Annotated in this window: 16 protein-coding genes; 8 read left to right on the top strand and 8 right to left on the bottom strand. The window is 69.0% G+C overall.

Features of this window, described 5'->3' with window-relative positions:
• Positions 1–14 precede the first annotated feature (14 nt).
• Genes BJY22_RS06475 through BJY22_RS06465 form a run of 3 tightly spaced genes read left to right on the top strand, consistent with a single transcriptional unit; the run spans position 15 to position 3,405 of the window.
• On the top strand, positions 15–1,400 hold the full coding sequence (locus BJY22_RS06475; RefSeq protein WP_167204371.1) for an HAD domain-containing protein: 1,386 nt from the start codon (positions 15–17) through the stop codon (positions 1,398–1,400).
• Positions 1,397–2,110, top strand: coding sequence for a hypothetical protein (locus tag BJY22_RS06470; protein WP_167204369.1), 714 nt, complete (start codon positions 1,397–1,399; stop codon positions 2,108–2,110). Before BJY22_RS06475 ends, BJY22_RS06470 begins: the two co-directional genes overlap by 4 nt.
• A 2-nt stretch (positions 2,111–2,112) precedes the next feature.
• On the top strand, positions 2,113–3,405 hold the full coding sequence (locus BJY22_RS06465; protein WP_167204367.1) for an ABC transporter permease: 1,293 nt from the start codon (positions 2,113–2,115) through the stop codon (positions 3,403–3,405).
• Between the two features lie 9 nt (positions 3,406–3,414).
• Here the strand turns inward: BJY22_RS06465 and BJY22_RS06460 are convergent, their stop codons facing one another.
• Positions 3,415–3,816 (bottom strand): hypothetical protein, encoded by a 402-nt coding sequence (locus BJY22_RS06460; protein ID WP_167204365.1) that lies wholly within the window; start codon positions 3,814–3,816, stop codon positions 3,415–3,417.
• Positions 3,813–4,319, bottom strand: a complete 507-nt coding sequence (locus BJY22_RS06455; RefSeq protein ID WP_167204363.1) for a DoxX family protein — start codon at positions 4,317–4,319, stop codon at positions 3,813–3,815. Before BJY22_RS06455 ends, BJY22_RS06460 begins: the two co-directional genes overlap by 4 nt.
• 57 nt (positions 4,320–4,376) lie before the next feature.
• Between BJY22_RS06455 and BJY22_RS06450 the strand changes: the two genes are divergently transcribed.
• Positions 4,377–5,048 carry a MerR family transcriptional regulator gene (locus BJY22_RS06450; RefSeq protein ID WP_238350300.1) on the top strand — a complete coding sequence of 224 codons (672 nt, stop codon included), beginning with the start codon at positions 4,377–4,379 and terminating at the stop codon, positions 5,046–5,048.
• Here BJY22_RS06450 and BJY22_RS06445 read toward each other — a convergent pair.
• A complete protein-coding gene (locus tag BJY22_RS06445; RefSeq protein ID WP_167204361.1) occupies positions 5,045–5,521 on the bottom strand; it encodes a MarR family winged helix-turn-helix transcriptional regulator in 477 nt (158 codons plus the stop codon). The two genes, BJY22_RS06450 and BJY22_RS06445, sit on opposite strands and share 4 nt — an antisense overlap.
• A gap of 108 nt (positions 5,522–5,629) precedes the next feature.
• On the opposite strand from BJY22_RS06445, the gene BJY22_RS06440 reads away from it, so the two are divergent.
• Entirely contained in the window at positions 5,630–6,211 is a 582-nt protein-coding gene (locus BJY22_RS06440) for an NADPH-dependent FMN reductase (RefSeq protein WP_167204359.1), read from the top strand.
• Positions 6,208–6,570 (top strand): DoxX family protein, encoded by a 363-nt coding sequence (locus tag BJY22_RS06435; RefSeq protein ID WP_167204358.1) that lies wholly within the window; start codon positions 6,208–6,210, stop codon positions 6,568–6,570. Before BJY22_RS06440 ends, BJY22_RS06435 begins: the two co-directional genes overlap by 4 nt.
• 5 nt (positions 6,571–6,575) lie before the next feature.
• Here BJY22_RS06435 and BJY22_RS06430 read toward each other — a convergent pair whose 3' ends face one another.
• Positions 6,576–9,707 (bottom strand): replicative DNA helicase, encoded by a 3,132-nt coding sequence (locus BJY22_RS06430; protein ID WP_420371415.1) that lies wholly within the window; start codon positions 9,705–9,707, stop codon positions 6,576–6,578.
• A 342-nt stretch (positions 9,708–10,049) separates the two neighbouring features.
• On the opposite strand from BJY22_RS06430, the gene BJY22_RS06425 reads away from it, so the two are divergent.
• Both BJY22_RS06425 and BJY22_RS06420 read left to right on the top strand, forming a co-directional pair.
• Positions 10,050–11,366 carry an MATE family efflux transporter gene (locus tag BJY22_RS06425; RefSeq protein WP_337758284.1) on the top strand — a complete coding sequence of 439 codons (1,317 nt, stop codon included), beginning with the start codon at positions 10,050–10,052 and terminating at the stop codon, positions 11,364–11,366.
• Positions 11,367–11,407: 41 nt separating this feature from the next.
• A complete protein-coding gene (locus BJY22_RS06420) occupies positions 11,408–12,166 on the top strand; it encodes a hypothetical protein (protein WP_167204357.1) in 759 nt (252 codons plus the stop codon).
• On the opposite strand, the gene BJY22_RS06415 is transcribed toward BJY22_RS06420, so the two are convergent.
• The 4 genes from BJY22_RS06415 to BJY22_RS06400 are packed head-to-tail and all read right to left on the bottom strand — an operon-like array spanning position 12,163 to position 16,310.
• Positions 12,163–12,498 (bottom strand): DUF2568 domain-containing protein, encoded by a 336-nt coding sequence (locus BJY22_RS06415; protein ID WP_167204356.1) that lies wholly within the window; start codon positions 12,496–12,498, stop codon positions 12,163–12,165. The genes BJY22_RS06420 and BJY22_RS06415 overlap by 4 nt on opposite strands.
• A 1-nt stretch (position 12,499) precedes the next feature.
• Positions 12,500–12,877 carry a DUF4913 domain-containing protein gene (locus BJY22_RS06410; RefSeq protein ID WP_167204355.1) on the bottom strand — a complete coding sequence of 126 codons (378 nt, stop codon included), beginning with the start codon at positions 12,875–12,877 and terminating at the stop codon, positions 12,500–12,502.
• Positions 12,867–14,696, bottom strand: coding sequence for a type IV secretory system conjugative DNA transfer family protein (locus tag BJY22_RS06405; protein ID WP_167204354.1), 1,830 nt, complete (start codon positions 14,694–14,696; stop codon positions 12,867–12,869). Before BJY22_RS06405 ends, BJY22_RS06410 begins: the two co-directional genes overlap by 11 nt.
• The gene (locus tag BJY22_RS06400) at positions 14,697–16,310 is read right to left on the bottom strand and encodes an ATP/GTP-binding protein (protein ID WP_337758282.1); all 1,614 of its coding nucleotides are present in this window, start codon (positions 16,308–16,310) and stop codon (positions 14,697–14,699) included.
• Positions 16,311–16,314 lie beyond the last annotated feature (4 nt).

The following is a 16,314-nucleotide window of genomic DNA, read 5'->3' as shown; positions in this document are numbered from 1 at the left end:
GAGGACACCCGCGGATGAGCGCTGAACGCCCATTGGTGATGGTCGACATCGACGGCGTACTGAATCCACAGAAGAATCAGGCCGAGCGTGGCTTCACGCCGTACCGGCTGAAGGGTGAGGACGACCTGCTGGTGTGGCTGCACCGCGACCACGGCCGGATGCTGAACGAGCTCGACCGCGAGGGACAGGTCGAGCTGCGGTGGGGCACGACGTGGAACCAGGCGGCGAACCGGACGGTCGGACCGGCCATCGGGCTGGACCGTGACTGGGACGTACTGCCGATCGACCGTGCGATGGCCGGCCCGGTCGCGTTCGGCACGAACTGGAAGGCGGTCAGTATCCAGGCCGGCGCCGAGGGGCGCGCGTTCGCCTGGATGGACGACTTCCTCACCGAGTCCGACAAGCTGTGGGCCGAGGACCGGGTGATGGACCAAGGACTACCGACCCTGCTGCTCCGGATCGACCCCGACGTCGGGATGCAGGCAGAGCACCTGCAGCAGGTCCGCGACTGGGCCGACAGCATCAACGGCCCGGAGCCGATCACGGCCGCCGAACTGCTCGACCGTACGCCGGACCTCGCGGCGAACCCGCACGCGCAGGCGCAGGCGGAGTGGCTCGCCCGGACCGTGCACGCGATGCCGGAGTCGGTTCCGCGGGGTCAGGGCCGACTCGATCGGGTCGAGCTCGCCACCTCGCTGTGGGACCGGTCCGCGCACGCGATGGCAGCCGAGCAGGCAGCGGGGCCGGACGCCCTGAAGCCGACCGATGCCTTCGCCCGCCAGGCCGTGCGCCGGTACCTCCGCGGGGACGGCGAGGCGGCGATGATCTGGGCCGACCGGGCCGCCCTGCGTGCCGAGACCCCGCACGCCGGCCACGTCCGCGAGGCGGGTCCGCACGACCATCGGCTGGTGCTGCCGGAGAATCCCGGGCGCGAGCACGCGCTGCAGGTGCAGGCGCTGATCGACAGTGCTGTGGCGACGATCGGGAACAACCCCGACTGGCAGCGGGTGCAGAAGTCGATCCAGGTGGGCCAGGACGCACCGACCATCCTGGTCAACGTCCGCGCCGACCGCAAGGACACCTCCAGCAAGCTGACAGTTGCCTTTGGCAACAGCGGCGCGGTCCGGCAGCCGTACGACGAGCTGCTCCGCGGCGGCCCGGACGCGATCCTGGAACGGATCCGCACGGCGACCGACTACGAACTCGAGCCGGCCCAGCTCGAGCCGGCCGGCGCCCAACCCGAGCAGACCACCGAGCAGCGCCTGTCACCCCTCACCGACCCGGCCATGGTCCCACCCGGACACCGGCCGGGCACTCAGACGACCGCCGTGACCACGGCAACAGGACTACCGGACAGCGTGACCCGCACCGGCCAGAAGGACACGAGGACCCTCGGATGACATTCGATCAACCGGAGCGCCGGAGTCTCGCGCAGCAGTCGCAGGACGACTGGGAGGCTCTGCGCAGTGTCGGCGAACTCTTTCCCGGCACACCGCTCGGCGACAGCGCCGACGAACTCCCCGCCTGGCCGGAGAACCTGAGCGGAACGCCGGTCGTACTGGCGGCCGGCGCCGCGGACATCGTGCTGCGTGTCGCGGCCGCGACAGCCCGGGAGCTGACGCTCGTCGTGACCGACGACGTCGACGCGGCCCGCGCCGTACTCGACGCACAGGGCCGCAACGAGGTCCAGGTGTCCGACTCGGGCAACGCGGCCGCCGAGATCGCGACCGAGGGCCCGATCCGATGGATCGGCGGGAGCACGAACGCGAACGCTCTGACCGCGCTTCTCGGGTCAGAGGTCGTGGGGCGACTGCGAGTCACGCAACTACAGGTGGCCGGCGGTGCCGGCCCGCTGCTCGAGGCGGCCCAGACCGGGCAGCTGAAGCTCGACCTGGTCAGCCCGAACCCGGGCGACGGCGAACTCGGTCCTACGGTCGCGGTGGCCGCCGCGCTGCTGCTGCCGTTCGTCGACCTCCGGCAGGTGCCGGTCGGCGTCGACGCGGACGGCCGCTTCGCCCCGCAGGCCGGTGGCACGGTGCTCTGGTGGGGTGTCAGCCCCGAGGCCGGCGCGATCCAGGCGTGGCTCGACCGGGTTCAGGGTGGTAACTGACCGTGGCGATTGAGAACGACCTTCCGCCCCTCGCCACCATCTGCGACGCTTACGGCCTGACCGATCCGTCGGATCGGGACGCTGTCGAGCGGATGCACTCCACGTTCCGTGACCACCACGCGAGGTTCGTCACCTCGATCGCGCGCGACATGCTGCGGGACCTCCGTCAGGAGGTGGCGGCCAACCCGCAGACGAAGGTGCTGTTCCTGGGCCGCGACGGGTACAGCCTGTCGATCGCGGTCCGCACGCTCGACCCGGAGTTCTTCCGGGACCACTGCAAGGACGGCGTACTGTCCCGAGCCGTCGCCGAGGCTGCCGTCCAGGACCTCGAGCAGAACGGCGGCAAGTCTTTTCCGCAGGTGTCCGGCTTCCGTGAGAACACCGCGAGCGTGTCGCCCGAGGACGTCGCAGGCTCCTACCAGCAGCTGACGCGGTACCTCCGGGGTCAGGTCGGTGTCGACGTCGGCGTCCCAGGCAGCCGCGTGATCCTGGTGGACAGTTGCCTGAAGGGCACCGTGCAGGAGCTCCTGTCGGCGACGTACCCGGAGACGGAGTTCGAAGGCCGCTACATGTTCTACGACGGCATCGACTCCGACCCGCACCCGGGGACGAAGCTCGGCTACGTGCTGCACCGCGACGAGGGTGTCGGCGGCGGGCTGTTCGAGCTGCCCGATGACCCGCAGCTGACGTTCGGCTACCTAGGCGCGATCCGGACGATCGAGAACTCATTGCAGGGGCCACTTGGCAGCCCCAAGGCGCTGGACGACAACGGGCCGGTGCAGCGCCGGCTGGTGGACGAACAGGATCGGACGTACGGCATCAACCCGATCCTCGCCGAGCCGGTGTACCTGAAGCCTCAGGTGCGCGAGGCCTGCAAGGTGGCTGCTCTGCGGTCGGTGCACGACGCGGCGGCCGACGTACGCGACGGCGCGCCACTCGACACCGCCGCGGTGCAGCGTGAGTTCACGCAGGACGTTCGGGCCTGGCTGACGCATGCGCCGGACCAGAAGCCCGAACTGAAGGCGCTGCTGGACAACTTCGTGCACCGCGACGACCACCGGCTGGTGCGGCAGGTCGACAAGGCGCTGCACGGCAGCGGTCTGAGCCCCGAGCAGCAGACCCAGATCTGGCAGAGCTTCGAGGTCGCCTCGACGCTGCCGGAGAAGCAGTCGGTTCTCGGCACGGCGCAGGCGATGCGTCAGCAGGCCAAGGGCTCCGGCGCCGGCGGCACGGCCGCCGCGAACCAGGCCGCGAAGACCGAGCGCACGGAGCAGAAGGGCTTCCAGATCGGCTGACGCGTTGCTTCAGGCAACGATCAGACCGAGGCCGAGAGTCACGACGCCGACCGCCAGCGACACCGCGCCGAGCCAGAGAATCCACAGGAACTGGTTCGGCGCGGTGCGGTCCTTGCCGGCCGAGGAGGCGAAGAAGCCGCCGGACATCAGGATCGCCGCGACCGGGACGGCGAGCCGGGCGATCCACAACCAGAACCCGGTGAGGCTGGTCTGGTCGACGTACAGGAGGCCGACCAGGCTGAGGATGACGAGGACGCCGGCGTGGGCGTGGCCGGCCCGCGCGAACGACTTCTGGAACTCGGTCATCGGCACCTGGCCGCGGACGATCTTGGTCATGAAGTAGCCGCCGAACTGGATCGTCACGATCGTGAGCAGGACGACTCCGGCGATGATTCGGGATGCCTCGGTCATGCGGGCACGCTCTCCTTGACTGTCGTGGTGGTCGGGTGAGTGGTCGCCGTACGCGCAACCCAGAGCGCGACGGCGATGTAGAGAACCTGCTCGGGGATGCGCTGCCACAGCGGCGTCGCTTCCCCACCCGCGAACTGCACGTCGGCGACCGCGGCGTGGATGTTGGCCGGAAGGAGCCCGACGAACAGGGCGGCCAGTGCGTAGCCGGCCGGTTTGCGGGTCGCGGCGACCACCAGGCCGGCGGCGCCGAGCAGCTCGAGTACGCCGGTGAGGTAGACGAGCGCGTCGGCGTACGGCAGGAACGGCGGCACCATCCGCGTCATGTCGGCGTGGTTGGGCATCACTGTCACGCTCGCCGGGACGAAGTGCGCGCTCGCGGTCAGCAGCAGCATCACCGCCATCGCGTGCGCCGCGGCGACCGGCCAGGTCGCGAACCGGCGGACGCCGAGCGCGCCCAGCGTCCGGAAGCCGACGGTTCCCAGGATCAGTACGAGCGGGATCATCCGACTCGCCTCCTTATGGATAGTGAAGGTATCCGCTTATGGATACTGATACTATCCATGACAGTCAAGAGGAAGGCAAGCGGAATGCGCATCGGGGAGCTCAGCAAGGCGACCGACGTCCCGGTACCGACGATCAAGTACTACCTGCGCGAAGGCCTGCTGCCCGCCGGCGAGCTCAGCAGCCCGAACCAGGCGTCGTACGGCGAGGCGCACGTCCGCCGGCTACGCCTGATCCGCGCCCTGATCGAGCTCGCCCAGGTGCCGGTGGCGAAGGTGAAGGAGATCGTCGAGTCCTTGGATGCGGACACCGAACCCCTGCACGAGCAGATCGGCCGCGCCCACCGGGCGCTCACCCCCACGCGCCGCCTGACCGCGACCGACGAGGCCCGCGCCGCCGCCAGCACTCAGGTCGCCGACCTCATCGCCGACCGTGGCTGGACCGTCGAGCCCGACGCGCCCGCGCTGACCACCCTCATCGACACCATCGCCGCCCTGCGCACCCTCGGCCAGGACTACCTCGTCGCCCACCTCGACACCTATGCCGAGTCGGTCGAACGCTTCACCCAACTCGAGATCGCGGCCGTCACCAGCACGCCAACGCGCGACCAGCTCGCCGAGTCGGTCGTCATCGGCACGATCCTCGGCGAGACTCTGATCTCCTCCCTGCGCCTCCTGGCCCAGGAGTCCATCTCCGCCGATCGCTGGAAGGACCGCGGCGGGCGCGGCTAGCAGTCGCCGACGAGCCCTGGGAGGAGCTTCTTCAGTACCTTCTGCAGGGCGCGCCGGTCGGTCTCTGCCAGCGGGTCGAAGACCAGTTTGCGGACCAGTTCGACGTGTCCGGGCGCGGCTTTCACGAGTTCCGCATAGCCGTCGTCAGTGAGGATCGCGTTGGTGAAGCGGCCGTCGTCCGGGTCGGGCGCACGGCGTACCAGGCCGCGGTTCTCCAGGCGGCGGACGAGGTGGGACAGGCGGGAGAGCTCGGAGTTGGCGAGCACCGCGAGCCGGCTCATGCGCATCGTATGGTCCGGCTGATCCGAGAGGCCGGCGAGGACGTAGTACTCCAGGAAGCTCAGGCCGGAGTCGCGCTGCAGCTGCTCGCCGAGCGCGCCCGTGAGCAATGACATCACGAGGTGCAGCGTCCGCCAGGTCTCCAGTTCGTCGGACCTCAGCCAGCGAGGCTCGGCCGCCGCTTCGGTACCCATGGCTGCAGCATAGCCACTCCCGAGGTTGACTTGAAAGTTCATGTCAGTCGCCCTACCGTGATGGATGACATGAACATTCAAGTCAATCCCTCAGAAGGAGTCGTCGCCATGAGCGACCTGAAGATCGCGGTCATCCTCGGCAGCACGCGGCCGGGGCGGAACGGCAAGGCGGTGGCGGACTGGGTGATGACCCAGGCCGAACGGCGGACCGACGCGACGTACGAGTTGATCGATCTGCTCGACTACCCGCTGCCCCACCTGGACGAGGCCGTGCCACCGTCGGCCGGACAGTACGCCGGCGCGCACACGAAGGCGTGGGCCGAGACGATCGCGGCGTACGACGGGTTCGTGTTCGTCACGCCGGAGTACAACCACTCCACGTCCGGCGTACTGAAGAACGCGATCGACTACCTGTATGCGGAGTGGAACAACAAGGCGGCGGGCTTCGTGTCGTACGGCTCGCTCGGCGGCGCGCGGGCGATCGAGCACCTGCGGGCGATCAGCGCGGAGTTGCAGTTGGCCGACGTACGTCAGCAGTTGTCGTTCTCGCTCTTCACCGACTTCGAGAACTTCAGCGAGTTCCGCCCCGGACCGCAGTACGCCGACCAGGCAACGGTCCTGTTCGACCAGCTCGAGTCGTGGGCGAGCGCCCTCAAGCAGCTCCGCGTCGGTCAGCCGGTCGCCGCATGAACGTCGTCGTCTGGATCGTCTCCGGGCTGCTGGCCGCGATGTTCCTGATGTCGGGCGCGCTGAAGGTACCCGCCACGAAGGCGTCGCTGGCCGGCAACCCCCGGATGGGCTGGGCGGCCCCATTCCCGATCGGACTGATCAAGGTCATCGGCGCCGCCGAGATCGCCGGCGCGCTCGGCCTGATCCTCCCCCGCGTGTTCGACATCGCCACCTGGCTCGTCCCCACAGCAGCCATCGGCCTGGCCGTCGTGATGGCCGGTGCGATCATCACCCACGCGCGCCGCTCCGAGTTCTCCACCGTCACGCTGAACGCAGTACTCCTGGCCCTAGCGGTCTTCGTCGCGATCCAGCGCTTCTGATCCACTCACCCGTCGTGCGCCATGTCCACGAACCGCGAGTAGTGCCCCTGGAAGGCCACGACCACATCCGCAGTCGGCCCGTTCCGGTGCTTGGCGACGATGAAGTCGGCCTCGCCGGGGCGGGTGGACTCGCGTTCGTAGGCGTCCTCCCGATGCAGCAGGATGACAACGTCAGCATCCTGCTCCAAGGAATTATGAAGAGCAATTCCATTAGCCACAAAGTTGTGCGTCCCCAGGACCGTTGCGTCGAATACTTCCTGTTCGCCAAGCGATTCAATCGACGTAACGGTATCCCAGAAAATGTCATTCGTGGCGATCAACTCAAGGTCAGCCACATCCAGGATCTTGGCTACATCGGCGAGGCGCTGCCGTGTCGGGGCACCGGCGAACAGGCGACTCACGTTGCGTCGCCCGAGTGCTGTCCCGAGCGCGACCCGCGTCATGCCGCGGTCACGCATCGCTGCCTTCACCTGATCCCAGACCTGAATCGGCACCGTGTCGAGTTTCGGCGCGGCCTTGATGCCCTGTAGATGACCGCGCACATCCGTCACCTTTGCACCTCGCGAACCGTGAACGCCGATCTCTTCGCAGAATCGCCTCTGATTTTCGACTCCGTCGATCTTCAGGTGGTACGAGTCGCGATATCCCGTCTTCTTAGCGACGTAAATGCGGCTGAAGATGTTGTGGCGGAGGAGGAGGCGGGCGAGGTCGTCGACGAGGCGGCGGCTGGTGCTGGCGTAGTAGATGCGCGCCTGGCCGGCCTTCTCGTCCCAGCGGACGGAGCCGTCCGTGGCCCAGAGGTGGCGGATGAAGTGGGCCACCTGGTCCTTCGGGAGGCCGAAAACACCGTCCGGGATGAACTTCTCGTGGCTGCGCAGACCGAACAGGCCGAGCTCGTCGAGCCAGGCAGCGATCGGGTTGCGCTTACCGCGGGCCAGCCGGTACGGCGCGGGCAGGCGCAGCGTGGTGACGCGCGCGGCGGCGTACTCGTCGCGGATCGCGGTGATGCCGAAGCGCCGCTGTGCCGCCTCGGAGACGGCGGTCAGGTTGGCCTCGTCGATGCTCGCGTAGCGGATCGGCTGACGCTTCACGAACGAGCCGTCGCCCAGCAGGTGACCCAGCAGCGTCAGCTCGTCCTCGTCCCACGGCGTGACGTCGAGCGGTGCCGGCACATGCCGGAGCGAGCCCAGGCGCGCACCTGGTGACAGCTCCCCGAGCGGCTTCCAGCCGTTGTACGTCAGGAAGGGATGGTTCGCGGTGGCCTTGACCTCCCGGCCCGACGCCAGCTTCACCCGGAACACTTCCTTCACACCACTCGGGAAGGCATGCGTCAGGGTGCGCGGCACCAGCTTCAGCCGGTCGTCGAGCGACCAGACCGGGATGTCGCGAGCGTCCGTCGCGAGCAGGTCACCCAGCGAGATCTCCGCGCCGGTGTCGGCCCTCATCAGCCGGGTGTCCGCGGTCAGGCAACCCGATTCGCGGAGGTCGGAGGCCATGGGGCGTTTGTCGGAGCGTTGTTCTGAGCCTCGGTTGAGCTGGCAGATGGCTACTACGGGGAGCTCCAGTTCCTTGGCGAGGAGCTTGATGGAGCGGGAGAACTCGGAGACTTCGAGCTGGCGGGACTCGACCTTCTTGCCGGACGTCATCAGCTGGAGGTAGTCGATGATGATGAGTTTGAGGTCGTGGCGCTGTTTGAGGCGGCGGGCCTTGGCGCGGATCTCCATCATCGTCAGGTTCGGCGAGTCGTCGATGAACAGCGGGGCCTCGGAGACCTCGCCCATCTTGCGGGCCAGCCGGGCCCAGTCCTCGTCGGTCATCTTGCCGTTGCGCATGTGATGCAGCGGCACCTTGGCCTCGGCGGAGAGCAGTCGCATGGTGATCTCGTTGCGGCTCATCTCCAGCGAGAAGATGCACGAGGTCAGGCCGTGCTTGATCGAGCAGGAGCGGGCGAAGTCCAGGCCCAGCGTGGAGTTGTGAGTCGGGATCATGGTCTTGCCGGCCAGATACAGATGGTCGGGGTTGTCCACCTCGACGCAGCGCACCGGGACGCTGTCCACCGGATCGACCCACTCGAGCCGCCGCTCCCCCTCACCGGTCAGCGCGGCCGGGTAACCGTGCCCGGTGATCTGGCGCGGCGCCGACCCGGGGATCGACGGTGTCAGCCCGGGACTCGCGGACATCGCCGTGAACAGGTCGGCGGTCGTGCAGATCACCGGACGGCCGCCGTCCTCGACCCGCCACTGGTGCTCGGCGTCGGCGACGATCGTGCTGCCGTCGGAGAACGACAGCCGGAAGCACGGCCGGTCCACCATCACCTCGGTCGCCGCAACCACCGTGGTCGGCAGCCCCTCGGCGTCGAGCAGCTGGTCGCCGACCGCGACCTCGGCCATCGTGGTCCAGCCGGTCGGTGTCGGCAGCGGGGTGTCGAGGGCCAGCGCCTTCCCCATCGCGGGACGCGCGGCGACGATGATCATCTGGCCGGGGTGCAGCCCGTTGGTCAGCTCGTCCAGGTCGGTGAACCCGGTCGGTACGCCGACCATCGCGTCACCACGGGAGTCGATCGCCTCGATCTCGTCGAGGGTGCCCTCCATGATGTCCTTCAGCGGCGCGTAGTCCTCGGCGGTCCGCTTCTCGGTGACCGAGTAGATCTCCGCCTGCGCCTCGTCGACGACGTCGTCGACCTCGCCCTCACCGGCGTACCCGAGCTGGACGATCTTGGTGCCCGCCTCGACCAGCCGGCGCAGGATCGCCTTCTCCCGGACGATGTGCGCGTAGTAGCTGGCGTTGGCCGCGAGCGGGACGGACGCGACCAGGGTGTGTACGTACGGCGCGCCGCCGATCCGGGTCATTTCGCCGCGCTTGTTCAGCTCGGCGGCGACCGTGATGGCGTCGGCCGGCTCGCCCCGCGCGTACAGGTCGGTGATCGCGTCGAAGACCAGCTCGTGCGCCGGGCGGTAGAAGTCGGTGCTGCGCAGATTCTCGATCACGTCGGCGATCGCGTCCTTGCTCAGCATCATCGCGCCGAGCACACACTGCTCCGCCGCCAGATCCTGAGGAGGGGTGCGGTCGAAGCCCATCTCCGGACTGCGCTCTTCGTGGCCGCCGTCCTGGCCCCCGCGGAACTCCGCCACGCTCACTTCGTCCGACCTCCTCGTTGCCGCTGCCCCAGCCACCGCGAGCCGGGTTCGAACACCTGATCGAACCCTAACTCTGCCCGCCGACAGTTCCGGCGCCCGGCCTCGCGACCGTACGCCGCCCGCGTCACCGAAGGCCACTCGGTCGTCCACACCCCCTGTGGACGACCCGTGGATAACCCCGCCACGGGCTGTGCACAGGTTGCGAACAATCCTGTGGATATCTGGGGACAAGAACTCACAACCCGGCTCTGACCTGCGGTTTCTTCAGTGCACAACTGTGGAGGAGAAAAAGTCTGAGACGAATTTCGTCAGCTCCCGCGCGGGCTGGGTAACCTCGCTCCGGTGAGACGACGGATCGCCGAGCAGGACCGCGAAATTCTCCGGCTGGCCGTCCCGGCGTTCTTCGCCCTGGTGTCCGAACCGCTGATGCTGCTCGCCGACTCCGCGATCGTCGGCCACCTCGGCACCCCGCAGCTCGCCGCGCTCGGCGTCGCCGGAACCATCCTGCAGACGCTCGTCGGCGTCTGCGTGTTCCTGGCGTACGGCACGACGTCCGCGGTCGCCCGGCGGATCGGCGCCGGCGACCACAAGGGGGCGCTTGCCCAGGGCATCGACGGTCTGTGGCTGGCGTTGCTGCTGGGCGTCGTCCTCGCGCTCCTCGGCCTGGTGTTCGCGCCGCAGGCCATCGGGGCGTTCGATCCGTCGCCCGAGGTCGCCGACCACGCGGTGACGTACCTGCGGATCTCCTGCCTCGGCATCCCGTCGATGCTGCTCCTGCTCGCCGCCACCGGCGTACTGCGCGGCCTGCAGGACACCAAGACGCCGATGGTCGTCGCGATCACGGCCAACCTCGCCAACATCGGCCTGAACTTCCTGCTCGTCTACGGTCTCGACCTCGACATCGCCGGATCGGCCCTCGGTACGGCGCTCGCGCAGACCGGGGCCGGTGTCGCGCTGGTCGTGGTCGTCGTCCGTGGCGCGCGCCGCGACGGCGCCAAGCTCCGGCCCGACCGCCCCGGCATCCTGGCCTCCGCGCAGATGGGCGTACCGCTGATCGTCCGGACGCTCACCCTGCGCGTCGCGATCATCCTGCTCACGTTCGTCGCGACGGCCCTCGGTACGACGTCCGTCGCGGCCCATCAGGTCGCCTTCACGCTGTGGTCGTTCCTCGCGCTCGCCCTGGACGCGATCGCGATCGCTGCGCAGGCGCTCACCGGTCGCGCGCTCGGCGCCGGCGATGTGGCGGGCACCCGGGCGATCACCCGCCGGATGATGTGGTGGGGCCTGTTCTCCGGGGTGATCGGCGGGCTCGCGCTCTGGGGCCTGCGTGACGTCTACGTCCCGTGGTTCACCAGCGATCCGGAGGTACGTCGTACGCTCGCGGCCGTCCTGATCGTGTCCGCGTTGTGGCAGCCGATCAACGGGGTCGTGTTCGTGCTGGACGGCGTACTGATCGGCGCCGGGGACGGTCGGTATCTCGCGCTGGCGGGCGTCGTGGCACTGGTGCTGTACGTCCCGCTGGCGCTCGCGGTGCTGTGGCTCGGCGGCGGGATCGTGGCGCTGTGGTGGGCGTTCGGCGGGTACATGCTGCTGCGATTCGTGACGCTGATAACGCGCGAGCGCCGCGACGGCTGGCTGGTCACCGGCGCCACCCGCTGACCCCGCGGTGCGGCATCGTTGAGCAGAAGGAAAGGAGCGGCATGCCCGACACCGACGACGACCAGTCCGTCGAGCTCGAACCCGATCAGCGGGAGCAGGGCGACGACGACACCGAGGCTGCGCGTGAGCGGCGGGCGGCCCAGGCCCGAGCCGAGGCCGGCAAGGATCTGTCCACCGACGTGACCGAGTCGGACGCGGAGCGCCGCGCCGAGGAGGACGAGCAGCTCCGACTGGACGAGGAAGAAGACCAGGAAGCTCGCGCGGAGCGGCTCGAGCTGGCCCGCAAGGACCAGCAGGAGCTGGACGAGCACCGCGACCGCGAGGAGCTGAAGGACGCGACCGCGGAGACCACCCGGGCGATGCAGCTCGCGTACGCCGACGAGGAGGCCCGCGACCGGTACCGGCAGTACGCGGCCAACGACAAGCAGCGCGGCCTCAGCGACCGGGCGCACGGCCGGCACGAGCTGGACGAGGCGGCGGCGCATCCCGACGAGCCCGGCTCGGCCGGGCTGGCCGCGGAAGGCCGCCGGTACCAGAACGCCGCCACCATCGAGGAACGCAAGTACGTCGCCGACCACGACATCGCCGACGCGTACGACTCCTCGGCCCGTGACCACCGCCGCGAGGCCGCGGAGGCGCAGCCGAGCGCGAGCGAGGCGGTCCGCAAGGCCCCGGAGGATGCGCCGGAGGCGCAGCTGCCCCAGGCCCGCCGCCACGTCCGCGGCCCGGGCCGGGTCCGCACCAAGCAGGGCAAGGTCGTCAAACCGAACCGCGCAAGCGAGCCGGACCTCGAGCTCTAAGGCTGCAGCTTCTGGGTCTGGATGATCGCCAGGTTGGCGGCGACCACCAGGACGAACACGAGGCCAGTCAGCGGGTGTCCCAAGCTCCACAGTGCGGCACCCGCTAACCCGAACACCAGGACCTTGACGGTCCAGCCGCGGACCGGTGTACGGTGCGACGCCTTCGGTGCTGCGAACAGACCCCATACGACGGCGCCGAGCACAGGCAGCCCGACGGCGAGCAGCCAGCGCGTCGCCGACGTACCGCCGGTGTCCCATCCCCAGCGCGCGAAGACGCCGAGGGCCAGCACTTCGACAAGAAAGGCAAGCAGCAGGTTGGCTGCCTTCCACACGTCAGACGCCGCGGATGTTTGGCTGGCGCTGGTCGAAGAACAGGCCGGCCGGCGGCTCCTGGACCGGGAGCGGCGGGATCGGGTAGTCGGTGTGCTGGTTGTTCCGGCAGGCCGCGAACGGGCCGTCCGGGTCGAGCAGCGCCATCATGTGCGGGTCCGCGTGGTCACGCCACCAGACCGACATACCGGTCGCCGGGTCCAGCCGCAGGTGTTCCCACGCACGCCAGATCGAGTCCAGCCGGCTGAGCGCCTCCGCGTGCCGGTACCACTCCGGGCACCAGATGAACTGCTGGCCGAGCCGACGTGTATAGAGGTAGATCAGCCGGTCTTCGACGAACTCCGCGACGTGCGGGTAGAAGAGCTCCTGTTCACCATCCACCGCGGTCCCCCTCGTTCTGCTCCCACACCGGTCGGTCCGGGCCACGCTGCGGCAGCGGCGCCTGGGGAGCCACCCATGGGTTGTTGCTCACCGGCACGTTCGAAGCCGCTCCCGGATCGTACTTCGCCAGCGACGCCTTCACCGCACCGGCATCCGGCCGGGTGAACCACGGGACCGTCTTCACCAGCGTCGCTGGGATACCGGACGGGAACACCACCGCGCGACCGGGCGGCATCGAGGCGAGGTCCGAAACCTCCATGATGTTCTGCCGCTGGACCTGCGAACTGGTTCCACGTTTGCCCTCGTTGTACGACGCCGACCTGGACACGATGTCGTAGTCGCCGATCATCTTGCTCAGGTTCTCGAGGAACGTCGCGTCCGCGGCGCCACCGCCGTACACCCGGATGTTGGCCGAGCCCCACAGCTTCTGCATTCCGTGGTCGCCCCAGCACTCCTGGCCCTGCGCCCACGACTGCAGGATCGTCATCAGCACGATGCCGCGGGAACCGAAGTGCGAGTACAGGTCGGGGAGGTTCTTCCAGCGGCACACGTTCGCGGCCTCGTCCAGTACGCCGACCAGCGGGCTCGGCATCCGGCCCATCGGGCAGCCGCGGGCGTACTGCTCCGCGGCCTCGACGACGGCGACGGTGAGCGCGGTGACCAACGGTCCCGCCGTACCGGCGCCCTCCTTGGAGAGGCTGTAGAGCGTGCCGCCCTTGCGGACGAACTCGTGCGGGTTGAACTGCGGCCGGTTGTCGTTCGGCCCGTTCGGGACGACCCAGCGGGTGACCTTGCGGTTGACCAGGAACTGGGCGCTCTGCTGCGCCGTACCGTACACACCGGCGCGCTGCTTGTCCGGCGCGTTGATGACGCCGGACAGGGCGTCCGCGGACAGTTGCAGACCCGGGGTGTTGCGCAGGATCCGCTCGGGCTCGTCGTTCCGCTGGTCGGCCAGCCAGGTGTAGACCTGGGTGATCGGTCGCTTCGCCACCGCGGCGGCGAGCAGCAGACCGGCCAGCAGGTCGGTGCCGGCGGCATCGAAGAAGGCGTCGGTCTGGGCACCGGTCTGGCGCTGCGAGGCGACGAAGTGCTCGGCCAGCTCGCGCGCCTTGGTCTCGTCGGTGATGTAGGTCAGCGGGTTCCACCACCAGGTGTTCGGCTCCTCGCAGACCTCCTGCGGGTCGAAGACCCACAGCGGACCCTTCTCCGAGCGCGGGCCCCTGGTGGCGTCGACGATGTCGCGCTTGTTGGAGGTGGCGATGACGCAGCCGGGCGCATCCAGGATCGCCGGCACCGCACGCGACGTGGTCTTACCGGTACGAGGACCCCAGATGTCGACGTGCATGTCCTCCCAGTTGCCGAACACCTCCAGGTTGTCCCGGACGGTCCGGCCGATCAGGATGCCGGGACCCGCGTGCCCGGCGCCGAGCTGGTTGGCCTTCTCCTGCGCACCCTCGCGGGTGAGCTTGTAGATCTCGGACCGCTTCGACATCAGCGCGGCCTGCCGGTCGACCCGGCCGACGCTGCGCTGCCGGTTGGAGAAGAACCACCAGCCGCCGGCGGCCAGACCGAGCACAACGACGATCTCGACGACCAGGATGCCGGTGGCCGCGCCGGACCAGCTCAGGTTGCCCTGCATCAGGTCGACGATCGCGTCGAACGGGTTCCCGGGCGTCGGCGTGCCGTTGATCGAGGATGCGACCTTCAGCGCGGTCCACACCGAGAAGACCACCACCGCGAGCGCACCGATGATCGCGAAGATGAAGATCGACTCGGGTGACAGCCCTCCGGGTCCGGTGCTCTTCCTGCCCTGGGCCATTTACTCGTCAACTCCCGTTCGGGCGATCACGCGGGTGGTCGGGTCGGGCGGCGGCAGCATCGCCGGGTCGTCGAGGCTGTACTCGCCGACGACCGCCTCGCTGCCGTCCGGGGCGATCTCGACCTTCTGCGGCTTGCCGTCCTCGCCGGTCTTCCACAGCTTGTTGGTGTCGTTGATCTCGCGCTCGACCGAGGTGAGGCCGACGTGCACCGGGATCCCGGGACGGCCACCGACCTTGATCAGGAAGTTGCCTCGCCCGGGCGGTGCGGCCTCCTTGCCGGTGGCCGGGTCCCACGCGGGCGGGTCCTGCCAGCCGACGAGCATGTTCTGCTCCTCCATGGACATCGACACGACCTCTGTCAGGTTGTCCATCTCGGCGCGCGGCAGACCGCCGCAGATGACCATGCCGGACCGCTCGACGAAACCCTTCGCCTTCATCCGGTCCTCGGGGTTCGGCAGCGCGAGCAGGTCGGACATGGTGTGCGAGATCATCGCCATGCCGACACCACGCTGCCGGTTCAGACGGGTCAGCGCGTCGACGCGGTCGACGAGACCGCTTCCGGCTCGCAGTACCCGCCACAACTCGTCGAGGATGACGAAGTAGTGCCGCCGGGGCTCCAGACCGGCGTCCGCGAGCGCCTGCGAGACCGCGACCGCGCCGAACCCGTAGGACCAGCAGGCCAGCAGTACGGCGGCCTGCAGGCTGGTCTCGGAGTCGTCGACGTTGGACACGTCGAACACCACCGGACGGTCCATCTGCATCGGGTTGTCGGTCGGCGCGGAGAAGATCTCGCCCAGCCGGCCGCCGCCGACCAGACCGATCAGCGACGCCTCCAGACCTTCGGTGATCTGCCGGTAGCGGTCCAGGCTGCCACGGTCCAGGGCGACGTTGCGGACCCGGTCCGGAGCGTCCTGGATGACCTGGAGCAGGTCACGGAGCACCGGCGTACCTTGGAACCGCTCGTCGAGGACCTTGAGCGCCTCGTCGAGGATGGTCTCCTCGCGGTCGTTCGGGTTCTGGTTACGCATGATCGCGATCAGCGCCGAGACCATCGTCTGCCGACGGCCGTGGGCGTCCGCCTGGATCGCCTCGCGGGCCTTGCCGGTGAGCCGCAGCGCGGCCTCGCGGGACTCGCCCGGGTCGAGCACGTTCAGGTGCCCACGCCCGCGGCCCAGCTGGATGACCTGGCCGCCGAGAGCCTCGATGAGGTCCTTGTAGTCCGGCTTCAGGTCGCCGAGCACCAGCGGCTGGACGCCGTACCCGGCCAGGCCGAGCGCCATCCGCCGGGTGATCGTCGACTTGCCCAGACCCGGCTTGCCGAGCACGAACATCGACGGGTTCGAGATCAGCTTGGCGCGCATGAACCAGCTGATCGGGTCGCAGCACATGGTCGCGCCGGAGAGGATGTTCCGGCCGATCGGTACGCCGACCATCGGGCTGCCGGTACCGGCCGCGAACGGCCACATGCCGCAGACCTGGACCGTCGTACCACGCCACTCCTGCGGAGCCTGCAGGTACGTCGAATAGCCGCCGCCCGGGCCCGGCCACCCGCGCGGCATCGGCCGCTTGCCCCCGCGGGTCGGGTCGACCGGCTTCTTCTGCTTCTTGCTCACTGTG

Origin of the sequence: Kribbella shirazensis, from assembly GCF_011761605.1 — a bacterium.
GTDB classification, from domain to species: Bacteria; Actinomycetota; Actinomycetes; order Propionibacteriales; family Kribbellaceae; genus Kribbella; species Kribbella shirazensis.
The sequence above is the reverse complement of the archived record's forward strand: the minus strand, read 5'-3'. Positions and strand labels throughout refer to the sequence as shown.